The sequence below is a fragment of the Providencia sp. JGM181 genome (assembly GCF_018257375.1).
Taxonomy (GTDB): domain Bacteria; phylum Pseudomonadota; class Gammaproteobacteria; order Enterobacterales; family Enterobacteriaceae; genus Providencia; species Providencia lanzhouensis.
Genome location: NZ_JAERJY010000001.1, coordinates 76419 through 88370 on the forward strand (window position 1 = coordinate 76419; position 11952 = coordinate 88370).

Consider the following 11952-nt stretch of genomic DNA (forward strand, 5'->3'; position numbering starts at 1 on the left):
TAATATGTGCTAAATACGATAATATTAGTTGCACCGATCATCATTGTTAGAGCAAAATACGAAACCACTGGATTTATAACCATGATTAAACAGTTTTTATTAAGCGCACAACACCAGTTCCTACACGAGAAATAATTATTTGAATAACCTAAAAGTTAACTATTTTATTATCGTGGTCATCGCTTTACTTGCCACCATGATCATTGGCTTCAATGTCCGATGGTCTAATACGCAAAACACCCAAATCGACAAAATTATCTCTCGGGGTGAGTTACGTATTAGCGCAGTAAGTTCACCACTCATTTATATTGATGAGCAGCGTCAGCTACGTGGCTTTGACTACGAGCTTGCTCAAGGCTTTGCCACGTACCTAGGCATTAAACTCAAAATTATTATTCGCCCGACTATTGAACAGATTTTCGAAGATCTCGATAACGACGATGCCGACATCGCTGTGGCGGGGCTGCTGTATAATAAAGACCGTTTGGAAACCATGAAAACGGGTCCAAGCTATTTGAGTGTTACTCAGCAATTGGTTTACCGTAAAGGCACTACGCGCCCAAAAACCTTTAATGACCTGAAAGGGAAATTAATGGTTATCGCGGGGAGCACTCATGCAAGCACGTTAAAAGCACTTTCAGCGCAATATCCTAATCTTAAGTGGGAAGAAAGCAGCAACTATACACCAAGTCAATTATTAGAAATGGTGGCCGAAGGTGAAATTGATTACACCCTTGAAGATTCTATTGCGGTCTCTTTGCAGCAACGTATTCATCCTAAAGTCGCCGTGGCATTTGATTTGCGCGATGACCATGCCATTACATGGTATTTAAGCCGCCAACATGACAACAGCCTAGATGCCGCCCTGCTCGATTTTTTTAATCTCAGCAATCAGAACGATCTTCTTGCTCGCTTGATTGAAAAGCATTTCAGCCATGTGGAATCCTTCGATTATTTCGATACCATAACGTTTATTAGCGCCATAAATAATAAACTGCCGGATTATCAACCTCTCTTTGAGAAATATGCTGAGACCGTTGAGAGCATCGATTGGAAATTACTTGCTGCAATAGCTTGGCAAGAATCTCACTGGAATCCTCTTGCAACCTCACCGACTGGCGTTCGTGGGATCATGATGCTCACCAAACCAACGGCTGCAACTATGGGAATTGAAGACAGGTTAGATCCAGAGGGGAGCATTAAAGGTGGGGCTGCGTATTTAGCCTATATTATGAAACGCTTACCCGATTCTATCGCTGAAGATGATCGCATTTGGTTTACCCTTGCTGCCTATAATATGGGTTATGGGCATATGCTGGATGTGCGAAAACTAACGCAAAGACTTGGCGGTAATCCTGACCGCTGGCTTGATGTTAAAGCAAATTTACCCTTGCTAACTCAGCAAAAATATTATTCCCAGCTCACTTATGGTTATGCCCGAGGACACGAAGCTTATCGCTATGTAGAAAATATTCGTCGCTATCATCAAAGCTTAGCGGGTTATTTGCAAAGTCAGGAGAAAAAGCAGAAAACACTCGAAATTGCCAAGAAATCTCACGTTTACGTTGTAGTGCCAAATGAGAACTCGCCGCTTTCATCTTATGTGATGCCTGATGTAGTGTCAGCAAAAGTGGAGATCGCGCCCAAAGCGTCAGCAAATCTCGGTGTGTTTAATGCCAAGGAAAATACTCGTGCACCAAACGACTCTCTAGGGAAATATATTTTGGCAAAACCAACGCGTTCGAGTTCCACCGATAATAACGTAGCCCTACAAAAGGAAACATCAATTGAAGACTAGCTTTCGGGATTTTGAGCCTGTTTTTCTTGACGTCTCTGCTCTTTAATTTGTGCTCTGCGCATTCTAAAAAAATCGCTGAGCATGGATGAGCAAGTTTCTTCAAGTACACCACTCGTCACTTCAACATAGTGGTTTAAACCTGGCTGCGACATGATATTAATGAAGGAGCCACATGCCCCCGTTTTAAAATCGTTCGCGCCATACACCACTCGACCGATGCGGCTATGGATCATCGCCCCTGCACACATAATGCAAGGTTCTAAAGTGACATACAGCGTTGTGTCTAATAAACGGTAATTCTGTAGTGCGGTGCCCGCTTTTTGTAAGGTAATAATTTCGGCATGGGCGGTAGGGTCGTGATTTTCAATGGAGTGGTTCCAGCCTTCTGCTATTAGTTGGTTATCTTTGACCAGTAACGCACCGACAGGAATTTCCCCTGCATCTTGAGCTTTTTTTGCTAGCTCAAGAGCTTGAGCCATCCAATACTCGTCGATTTCTAATTGCGTCACTCTAGCCTCTCATTCATCCACACTCGAAAAGTTGATTATTACGAAATGTTAAAGTGACTGCAAATTGAATCTGATATTAATCAACAACTAATTACTAAAAATGGCAAGTTTTGCTGCGAACCCCATAAAGAATGCACCGACAGTGCAATTTCCCAATTTCGCCAAAATCTGCTTTTCCCGTAAAAAGCGCGCTATCAAGTAGCCACTGAATATCAATAAGCTTAGATACAAGAAGCTAACCGTCTCTAAGATAACCGCTAATACCATGTACGGCACCCAAGCATGGCTATAATTGAAGTCGATAAATTGAATAAAGAACGAGATATAGAACAAAATTGCTTTCGGATTCGTTAAGCTAAGTACCAACGCACGAGTGAAGTAATTTTCTTTTCTTACTTCAATCTGCTCAACCCCTGCTGATAACGATTTTTTCTGCCAAAAAGTTGCATATAAGATTTTGCACCCTAAGTACAAAAGATAAGCTGCCCCTAAGTATCTTACGATGGTAAACAGCGTTGGAGAGGCTTTGATCACCGAGGCAACACCAATGAATGAAAGAAAAATCAGTATTGCATCGCCAGTGAAAACACCGATTGCAGCGCGATATCCCGCTTTTGTCCCATGTGAAGTACTTGATTTTAATACATACAGTGAGTTTGGACCGGGAACAATGATGATAAGCACCAACCCCGCTAAGTAAGTCCAAAAATTCAATACCCCTAGATTTTCAAACATGACCACTTCCTAATTGTTTTTTCTTATTACTATCACAGTTGCGATCCATTGTGAATATTCTACTTTTATTAATTTTTAAATCATTTGAATATATAAAACGAACTAATAATTAACATTATTTTTAAAATCTCTCTCATTAAATATGATTAACCCGCACTTAAGTTTTCATAATTTAAATAAGAGGAATAAACATGGCTTTTATTAGAAGAACCGTGCAATCAAGTATCTTTGAAGAGTTTTACCCAACAACGCTTGCATTCAGCGCTGCTAAGAAAAATTACTTCTTAGGGCATTCAAAAGATAAATCCTACATGATCTATAACATGACAGATGCCGGCAAAATTGAACCTACCGTTGTCGTACAAAAAGGTAAATTAAAAACCTATCTGCAAAATATTCAAGCTTTCTACGATCCAACACAGAACAAACAGTATCTGTACGGTTATAATCTCGATGAGAAAGTTATCGATGTTTATCAAATCGCTGATAATGCCAGCATCGTGCTAATGTATTCTGAGGAGTTCAACGTTGAAGACTCTATAAAATCAGCGACCTTCTTTATCATTAATGGTGTACTGTGCTTCTATACGCAATCTGATAAAACTAAGAGCTGGTATATCTATAACTTAATTAATTATTAATTTAATATTTGCTATTAACTATTAATTGCTTTCTTCCATAAGAGCTTAAATTAAGCTCTTATTCTATTTGTATAAATAGAGCCTTTTTATATTATTAATTCGACTTTATTTACAAACTATCCACTTTAAATAATACTTAGAACTTTCAATTATTCTGCTTGTTTATCACTGTTTTTTAGTTGGTCATCTCCGTTCACTCGCACATAATTCAGTGTCTAATTGATTTACTTCAGTGTAAAATGACGTTCGAAGACGTATACTACTGGTTTAAATCTGATATAACTAATTGAAATGGCACTATTAATTACTAAAAAATGCATTAACTGCGATATGTGTGAACCTGAATGTCCAAATGATGCGATCTTCATGGGGACGGAAATCTATGAAATAGATTCAAGCCTGTGTACTGAATGCGTTGGGCACTATGATAAACCCACTTGCCAATCAGTTTGCCCTATCACTAATACAATTATTACAGATCCTGAACATATTGAATCCCAGGAACAGCTTTGGGATAAATTTGTCATGATCCATCACGCCGATAAAATCTAATTTCATAAAGATGCGGAACAGACTTGTTGAAACGACGATGGTTGAACTCTGCGTTATTTAGCTTTGTTTTACTAAAAACCCATCCGTTGAAGTGCTCTTTCATTAAAAGACTTTTTCATTGAGCTACTATTTCATTGAAACATTGCCGACTGCAGATAAGCCGGCAATGAATAATGACTACAGACTTTCAATAATCACCGTTGCAGCCGCATAGTGTCGTTCATCAGTAATTGAAACATGAAAATGCGTGGCTTTTAAGCTATTGGCTAATTTTAACGCTTCACCGCTCAGTGACAGTAATGGCTTGCCTAGCTCATCGTTTGTGACTTCAAACTGATTAAAAGCCAAACCATTACGGATCCCCGTACCTAATGCCTTAGCCGCCGCTTCTTTCACTGCAAATCGCTTAGCAAGAAAACGCGCAGGCTTAGTTTGTTGCTGGTATTGCGCATATTCATGCTCTGTTAAAATACGCTTCGCTAAGCTATCTGCGGAGCGCTCGATAACAGATTCAATACGCGTAATCTCAACAATATCTGTACCTAAACCTACAATAGCCATTATTTACGTGCTTCTGTGAGTAAGTTTTTCATGTCAGACACCGCTTGAGCTAAACCGCTAAACAGTGCACGCCCAATAATCGCGTGACCGATATTCAGCTCATAAATTTCAGGCAGCGCTGCGATACGTTGAACATTATGGTAAGTCAGTCCATGCCCCGCATTCACTTTAATACCTTTACCTGCAGCATAACTTACGCCATCACGAATACGGCGGAACTCAAGCTCTTGCTCTTGTTCAGTTTTGGCATCCGCATATGCGCCTGTGTGAATTTCAATAAATGGCGCTCCACACTCTTGAGCAGCATCAATTTGTTCATGATCCGCATCGATAAATAAAGAAACTAAAATACCTGCTTCGGTCAGCCGTTTTACTGCGGATGCGACTTTTTGTTTTTGCCCTGCGACATCAAGTCCGCCTTCAGTGGTCACTTCCTCGCGCTTTTCAGGAACCAAACAGCAATAAGTCGGCTTAATACGACAAGCAATGTCAATCATCTCATCTGTGACTGCCATTTCAAGGTTCATACGCGTTTGAATGGTTTGGTTGAGCAGTTCAACGTCTCTATCGGTAATATGACGGCGATCTTCACGTAAGTGAATAGTGATCCCGTCGGCTCCAGCTTGCTCAGCAACAAATGCCGCTTGAACAGGGTCAGGATATTGTGTTCCTCTTGCATTTCTAACAGTTGCAATGTGGTCAATGTTAACGCCCAATAACAGCTCAGCCATGTTTAACTCCCTATGAATAAACAGTCACTTATTTCTTGTCTGCCATATCCTACTGCAATTTATGGTGTTGGGGGAAAAAATATCTCTTTCTTCCTTACTGATTCCAAACTAATAATAATATTTCATCAATTACATTCATTTTTTGGGAAGCGCCTCGAAGAAAGTAAATAGCACAAAAAATTTGTCTCGCTCACCTGCCGTTTTATGGTTACAACAGTTTGGATGACAGCCATTTGCAATTACAACAGATAAAAAATAGCGCCATAAAACAAAATCAAATAATTGCTATGACTTAGCCATGTTCTGAGAAGGGATAGTAAATTGCCTGAAAAGTTCACGGCTTTTAAGAGGTTTACCACCTAGGTAAGGTTTTAGTGCCATGCGGGTAAACCGTTTAGCAGCTTTTAAGGTGTCGGCATCTGGGAATTCTCGGTCGGCTAACGCTCTTAATTGCTTCCCCGTGAACGTGAGTTGGTCAACAACTAGGCTGCCGATAAACCCTTTTTCTTCACGGTAACGGTAAGTCATGGTGTCTGAAACTGGCTCACCACTGCCCGCACAATGTAAAAAATCTACGCCATAACCGAGATAAGACAGCAAAGCGAGCTCGAACTGGCGTAACGCAGATTCAGGCGTGCGTTCACTCCCTGCTAAAACTTGCAAACAATTGAGGTAATCAAAAAATAGAGATGAATAAGGTGTACCGAACTCAATAACCCGAGCGGTAAGTTCATTAAGATATAAACCGCTATATAAAACAGTGCCACTGAGAGGGAGAGCAAGAGAGACAGGGTCAGCATTGATGAGAGTTTTGATTTCACCTTTGCCACTCCAACGGATCAACAAAGGTGTAAAAGGCTGTAAACAGCCTCTTAATGGTGAGCGGTTGCGTCTCGCACCCTTTGCTAGCAAACGAATTTTACCTTCCCCTTCCGTGAAAAAGTCAATTAATAGACTTGTTTCACTGTAAGGACGGGAATGGAGCACAAACGCGCGTTGCCAACCACTCACGGTGTCACCGATTATTTTAAATCGTCAACATAGCCCAGACTGCGCAGTGCTCTTTCATCATCTGCCCAACCGGATTTAACTTTAACCCAAAGCTCTAAGTGAACTTTCGTTTCAAACAGGCGTTCCATATCAATACGAGCTTCTGTACCAATGGTTTTCAGCTTGCTACCTTTATTACCGATAACCATTTTTTTCTGGCCTTCACGCTCAACTAAAATCAGACCGTTGATATGGTAGCCGCCTTTATCCATCTCTTTAAACTGTTCAATTTCAACAGTCACAGAGTACGGTAACTCATCACCTAAGAAACGCATCAGTTTTTCACGGATAATTTCAGAAGCCATAAAACGCTGAGAGCGGTCTGTAATATAGTCTTCAGGGAAGTGGTGAATAGCTTCAGGGATATGCTGTTTCACAATCTTCGCGATGGTATCAACGCCAGTGCCTTTTTCTGCACTGATTGGTACGACATCCAAGAAATTCATTTTTTGGCTGATCATACCGATGTGTGGCAGTAAGCTGGTTTTATCCACCACATTATCAATTTTGTTGATCGCCAAAATAACTGGGCAACGTAAGCTAGATAGCTTGTTCAGCACCATTTCATCATCTGGTGTCCAGTGGGTACCTTCAACCACAAAAATAACCAATTCAACATCGCCAATAGAGCTAGATGCTGCGCGGTTCATCAAACGGTTAATCGCTCTTTTTTCTTCGATGTGAAGACCTGGGGTATCGACATAGATAATTTGGTAATTATCTTCTGTGTGGATCCCCATAATACGGTGGCGAGTTGTCTGCGGCTTTCTCGATGTGATCGAGACTTTTTGCCCCAGTAACTGGTTTAACAGTGTTGATTTCCCAACATTTGGTCGTCCAACTATGGCAACAAAACCACAGTGGGATTGTAATTCACTCATTCAATCTCCAAGATTTTCAATGCTTGTTCTGCTGCGGCTTGCTCCGCTTTACGACGGCTTGAACCTATGCCGTTAATCGGCTCTTCAATGCCGCTCACTTGGCAATGGATCGTAAATTCTTGATCATGAGCTTCACCTTTCACATGTACCACTAAATAGTTTGGCAGTGGAAGATGACGCCCTTGCAGATATTCTTGTAGCCGCGTTTTCGGGTCTTTTTGTTTATCACCCGGACTAATTTCATCCAATCTTACTTTGTACCATGCCAGAATGATCTCTTCGATAGTTTGAATATTACTGTCGAGGAAAATCCCACCAATTAAGGCTTCAACGGTATCCGCTAAGATTGATTCTCGGCGGAAACCGCCACTTTTTAATTCACCCGGTCCTAAACGTAAACATTCACCGAGTTCAAATTCACGGGCAATTTCCGCCAGTGTATTTCCACGCACTAACGTTGCGCGCATACGGCTCATATCACCTTCATCCACCTTAGGAAAACGATGATAGAGATCGTTAGCAATCACAAAACTGAGAATTGAATCACCCAAAAATTCCAGTCTTTCATTATGTTTGCTGCTAGCACTTCTATGAGTTAATGCCTGAATTAATAAATCATTTTGCTGGAATGTATATCCCAGCTTACGCTGTAATTTTTCTAACAAAGAGGGGTTCATGTGCGCCCAACCATTCTACGTTTAATAAAAAAGCACACGCAACAGACCTGTAAAATCAGCTATTTTACAAAACTGTTGCGTTTGCACTGACTTCCGTCGACCATCACTCGTAAGCAATTGATATTCGAAAAATAACTTTTATGAATTATCGGAATTTAACGAGGATAGTTAATAATTAGGAAGTCAATAATGTTTAAAACAACATTATTGTACACTGGGTAAAATAATAATGCTTATGATAATGCGAGTTTTCTAATGAAAACTCGCATTGTCTGAAATGAATTATAGAGGACCAATTCGGCTAAAGCGAATACCTGTAGGCCATTCGTTCTCTTGTTTATCTAAACTTAACCAAATAAACACTGCACGCCCCACTAAATTTTGCTCAGGAACAAAGCCCCACATACGGCTATCAGAACTGTTGTCTCTATTATCACCCATCATAAAATAGTGTTTCTCAGGCACAATCCACTCATTAAGTGGTAAACCTGGTTGTACATATTTTGATTGAGTAATGTAGTTATTAATCGTCAAAATTTGGTGCGTAACGGTATCTAACTTCTCACTTCGACCATATTGACGCAGTGAGTTATTCGGTAACGCTTGGTCTACTGGGATTTGATAATTACCATATTGATTATCAACCACAGAGCTATTTTCAAATACCATTGTCCATTCACTTGGTTCTAATGGACCATAAGTGACCGGCAATTTTTCTGTGCATTTATTGTCTGCACAGTTAGGGTAAATGGTCAGCTCTTTCGCTTCTGGGTTATAAATGATTTTATCCCCCGGCAAACCAATAACGCGTTTCACGAAGTCTACATTTGGCTCTTTCGGATATTTAAATACCGCGATATCTCCACGATTAGGCTTACCCGTTTCGATTAATGTGGTTTGAGTAATAGGATCTTTCAATCCATAAGAAAACTTCTCAACCAGCATAAAATCACCAACTAAGAGCGTTGGCATCATCGAACCTGATGGGATTTGGAACGGCTCATAAATAAACGAACGAACAATCAAAACAATGGCTAACACAGGAAAAATTGAGGTTCCCGTTTCCAGCCACGACGGACGACGAACCGCTTTAGCAAGTTCATCTTCGTTCATTGAGCCGTTTGTTACTTCCCGCAATTTTTTAAGTTTCGCTTTACGTGCTGGCGCAAACTTAAATTTATCTAAGCACCAAATAATCCCTGTCACCAGCGTAGCCAGTGTGAGGATCAGGGCAAATGTGTTAGCCATTAAGACTCCTTGTAAACTTAGCTGTCTTTACCAACGTGCAATATAGCAAGGAACGCTTCTTGTGGGAGTTCAACGTTACCCACTTGCTTCATACGTTTCTTACCGTCCTTTTGCTTCTGTAACAGTTTCTTCTTACGGCTAACGTCACCGCCATAACATTTGGCAAGAACGTTTTTGCGCAGCTGTTTCACTGTAGAACGAGCAATAATGTGGTTACCAATTGCTGCTTGGATAGCAATATCAAACTGTTGACGTGGAATCAGCTCTTTCATTTTTTCCACTAACTCACGTCCGCGGTACTGCGAGTTGCCACGGTGAGTGATCAGCGCTAAAGCGTCGACACGTTCGTTGTTGATTAACACATCCACACGCACCATGTCTGACGTTTGGAAACGCTTGAATGAATAATCTAAAGAAGCATAACCACGAGAGGTTGATTTTAAACGGTCAAAGAAATCCAGTACCACTTCTGACATCGGAATTTCATAGGTAAGAGAAACCTGATTTCCGTGATAAACCATGTTGGTTTGTACGCCACGTTTTTCAATACACAGAGTGATAACGTTACCTAAATACTCTTTAGGCATCAGCATATGACACTCAGCGATAGGCTCTCTTAACTCTTCGATGTTATTCAGCGGTGGTAATTTCGACGGACTATCCACATAAACAATCTCGCCGTTAGTTTGCTGAACTTCATAAACTACCGTTGGTGCCGTGGTGATCAGATCAAGATCGTATTCGCGTTCTAAACGCTCTTGAATGATTTCCATGTGCAGTAAGCCAAGGAAACCACAACGGAAACCGAATCCTAATGCTGTTGACGTTTCTGGTTCATAGAACAAAGAAGCATCGTTCAGGCTTAATTTACCCAATGCATCGCGGAAAGCTTCATAGTCATCAGAGCTAACAGGGAACAGACCCGCATAGACTTGAGGTTTAACTTTTTTGAAGCCTGGTAATGCTTTATCTGCTGGGTTACGAGCACCAGTTAAAGTATCCCCGACAGGTGCGCCAGTGATGTCTTTAATCGCACACACTAACCAGCCTACTTCACCGCAGTTAAGCACATCACGGTCAACTTGTTTTGGTGTGAAAATACCGAGGCGATCCGCGTTATACACATTGCCCGTACTCATCACTTTAACTTTGTCACCTTTTTTCAATGTTCCGCTTTTAATACGGATCAGAGAAACAACGCCTAAATAGTTATCGAACCAAGAGTCGATAATTAGCGCTTGTAACGGTGCATCGCCATCACCTTCTGGCGGTGGGATTTCTTTTACTAAACGTTCGATAACATCTTGGACACCGATACCGGTTTTCGCAGAACAACGAACAGCATCATGGGCATCAAGACCCACAATGTCTTCAATCTCTTCAGCAACACGCTCAGGATCAGCGGCTGGTAAATCAATCTTGTTAAGGACTGGAACGACTTCCAAGTCCATTTCAATTGCGGTATAGCAGTTCGCTAAGGTTTGAGCTTCAACACCTTGCCCTGCATCCACAACTAATAATGCGCCTTCACACGCCGCCAATGAACGAGAAACTTCATAGGAGAAGTCCACGTGTCCTGGAGTGTCGATAAAGTTCAGTTGGTAAGTTTCACCATCCGCTGCTTTATAATCGAGCGTTACGCTTTGTGCTTTAATGGTGATACCACGTTCACGTTCCAGATCCATAGAGTCTAAAACCTGAGCCGCCATTTCACGGTCAGTTAAGCCACCACAGATTTGAATAATACGATCTGACAACGTGGATTTTCCGTGGTCGATATGTGCAATGATCGAAAAGTTTCTAATGTTTTTGATTTTCAAGGTAATATCTTCTTTTAAATTGCCTTACAAAATCAGTTTTGAGCAAATTTTGCCACAAAACTAAAATGCTATGATTATCACAAGATTGCTAATTAGCAGCATTTTACATACAAGAACCCACTAACACAAAGATTCAATGTAAAACAACTGTAAACTAGCTAAAGTTGAATGAGTTACTTATTTCATTTTTCTTCATTTTTGAACGACTAAAAACAAAATCGCCTGTAGTAAAAAGCTTATGTCGTGAAAGCTTAGCTACAGGCGATGATGTGAGACAATGGCATTCAACCATGTGTTTGAACACTGATTTCGCCGGGGGGCAGCCCTATTTGTAAAACGATAGGCTGAAAATCGATTTTATTGCGCCAACGTGAAGCCATTTCTCTCGCAGTGAAAAAGCCAGCAAACCCACCGAAAATGCCTGCTAATGCAACCCATACCTGCTCAAATTCAGCTAATTGAGCCAATGCGGCAAATATAAACAATCCAACCAATGGCGTTAAATAGACTAACATAGCAGAACGTAGCAAGCTTCCTTCAGGAATACCTACTTCAATTTTTTGTCCAACAACCAAAGGCTGTTCAACTTCAATTTCCAATTCGTGCTCTGTGTTAGGTCCTATTTTGTTTAAAGCATATGAACCGCAAGCAGCACGAGCGCTGCAACTTCCACATCCGGCTGAAGAGCCATAACGCAATAACGCTCGCCCTTTCTGCCACCTAACCACCGTTGCCCATTCTTTTACCAT

13 protein-coding genes are annotated in these 11952 nt (G+C 41.0%); 3 read left to right on the forward strand and 10 right to left on the reverse strand.

Translation table 11 applies throughout. The features are described 5' to 3' along the window. The first annotated feature begins 139 nt into the window (after nucleotides 1-139). Nucleotides 140-1798, forward strand: a complete 1659-nt coding sequence (gene mltF, locus JK188_RS00330; RefSeq protein ID WP_211886174.1) for a membrane-bound lytic murein transglycosylase MltF — start codon at nucleotides 140-142, stop codon at nucleotides 1796-1798. On the opposite strand, the gene tadA is transcribed toward mltF, so the two are convergent. Both tadA and leuE read right to left on the reverse strand, forming a co-directional pair. Continuing rightward, a complete protein-coding gene (gene tadA, locus JK188_RS00335; protein WP_132495596.1) occupies nucleotides 1795-2307 on the reverse strand; it encodes a tRNA adenosine(34) deaminase TadA in 513 nt (170 codons plus the stop codon). The two genes, mltF and tadA, sit on opposite strands and share 4 nt — an antisense overlap. 87 nt (nucleotides 2308-2394) lie before the next feature. Further along, complete coding sequence (leuE, locus tag JK188_RS00340) at nucleotides 2395-3042, reverse strand: leucine efflux protein LeuE (RefSeq protein WP_036949445.1); 648 nt, start codon at nucleotides 3040-3042, stop codon at nucleotides 2395-2397. Between the two features lie 191 nt (nucleotides 3043-3233). Between leuE and JK188_RS00345 the strand changes: the two genes are divergently transcribed. Together JK188_RS00345 and JK188_RS00350 are read left to right on the forward strand one after the other, a co-directional pair. Further along, nucleotides 3234-3683: an XRE family transcriptional regulator gene (locus JK188_RS00345; protein WP_108478528.1), complete on the forward strand. Its 450-nt coding sequence runs from the start codon at nucleotides 3234-3236 to the stop codon at nucleotides 3681-3683. Nucleotides 3684-3974: 291 nt separating this feature from the next. Then, on the forward strand, nucleotides 3975-4235 hold the full coding sequence (locus JK188_RS00350; protein ID WP_211886176.1) for a YfhL family 4Fe-4S dicluster ferredoxin: 261 nt from the start codon (nucleotides 3975-3977) through the stop codon (nucleotides 4233-4235). Nucleotides 4236-4412: 177 nt separating this feature from the next. Here the strand turns inward: JK188_RS00350 and acpS are convergent, their stop codons facing one another. The 8 genes from acpS to rseC all read right to left on the reverse strand — a co-directional run bounded on the left by acpS (nucleotide 4413) and on the right by rseC (nucleotide 11952). After that, nucleotides 4413-4796: a holo-ACP synthase gene (acpS, locus tag JK188_RS00355; protein ID WP_036949441.1), complete on the reverse strand. Its 384-nt coding sequence runs from the start codon at nucleotides 4794-4796 to the stop codon at nucleotides 4413-4415. Then, a complete protein-coding gene (gene pdxJ / locus JK188_RS00360; protein WP_132495600.1) occupies nucleotides 4796-5527 on the reverse strand; it encodes a pyridoxine 5'-phosphate synthase in 732 nt (243 codons plus the stop codon). The genes acpS and pdxJ overlap by 1 nt, the downstream gene beginning before the upstream one ends. Before the next feature lie 285 nt (nucleotides 5528-5812). Continuing rightward, nucleotides 5813-6538 (reverse strand): DNA repair protein RecO, encoded by a 726-nt coding sequence (gene recO, locus JK188_RS00365; RefSeq protein WP_132495602.1) that lies wholly within the window; start codon nucleotides 6536-6538, stop codon nucleotides 5813-5815. An 11-nt stretch (nucleotides 6539-6549) separates the two neighbouring features. Beyond that, complete coding sequence (era, locus tag JK188_RS00370) at nucleotides 6550-7458, reverse strand: GTPase Era (RefSeq protein WP_036949437.1); 909 nt, start codon at nucleotides 7456-7458, stop codon at nucleotides 6550-6552. Then, nucleotides 7455-8135, reverse strand: coding sequence for a ribonuclease III (gene rnc / locus JK188_RS00375; RefSeq protein ID WP_036949435.1), 681 nt, complete (start codon nucleotides 8133-8135; stop codon nucleotides 7455-7457). The genes era and rnc overlap by 4 nt, the downstream gene beginning before the upstream one ends. 282 nt (nucleotides 8136-8417) lie before the next feature. Then, the gene (gene lepB, locus JK188_RS00380) at nucleotides 8418-9383 is read right to left on the reverse strand and encodes a signal peptidase I (RefSeq protein WP_036949433.1); all 966 of its coding nucleotides are present in this window, start codon (nucleotides 9381-9383) and stop codon (nucleotides 8418-8420) included. Between the two features lie 17 nt (nucleotides 9384-9400). Further along, on the reverse strand, nucleotides 9401-11197 hold the full coding sequence (gene lepA, locus JK188_RS00385; protein ID WP_211886453.1) for a translation elongation factor 4: 1797 nt from the start codon (nucleotides 11195-11197) through the stop codon (nucleotides 9401-9403). Nucleotides 11198-11487: 290 nt separating this feature from the next. Continuing rightward, nucleotides 11488-11952, reverse strand: coding sequence for a SoxR-reducing system protein RseC (gene rseC / locus JK188_RS00390; RefSeq protein ID WP_036949432.1), 465 nt, complete (start codon nucleotides 11950-11952; stop codon nucleotides 11488-11490).

Bases quoted from the DNA above. Each gene is read 5' to 3' on its own strand.
- rseC (WP_036949432.1), bottom strand. From the start codon at position 11,952: ATGGTAAAAGAATGGGCAACGGTGGTTAGGTGGCAGAAAGGGCGAGCG.
- acpS (WP_036949441.1), bottom strand. From the start codon at position 4,796: ATGGCTATTGTAGGTTTAGGTACAGATATTGTTGAGATTACGCGTATT.
- era (WP_036949437.1), bottom strand. From the start codon at position 7,458: ATGAGTGAATTACAATCCCACTGTGGTTTTGTTGCCATAGTTGGACGA.
- JK188_RS00345 (WP_108478528.1), top strand. From the start codon at position 3,234: ATGGCTTTTATTAGAAGAACCGTGCAATCAAGTATCTTTGAAGAGTTT.
- JK188_RS00350 (WP_211886176.1), top strand. From the start codon at position 3,975: ATGGCACTATTAATTACTAAAAAATGCATTAACTGCGATATGTGTGAA.
- rnc (WP_036949435.1), bottom strand. From the start codon at position 8,135: ATGAACCCCTCTTTGTTAGAAAAATTACAGCGTAAGCTGGGATATACA.
- lepB (WP_036949433.1), bottom strand. From the start codon at position 9,383: ATGGCTAACACATTTGCCCTGATCCTCACACTGGCTACGCTGGTGACA.
- leuE (WP_036949445.1), bottom strand. From the start codon at position 3,042: ATGTTTGAAAATCTAGGGGTATTGAATTTTTGGACTTACTTAGCGGGG.
- pdxJ (WP_132495600.1), bottom strand. From the start codon at position 5,527: ATGGCTGAGCTGTTATTGGGCGTTAACATTGACCACATTGCAACTGTT.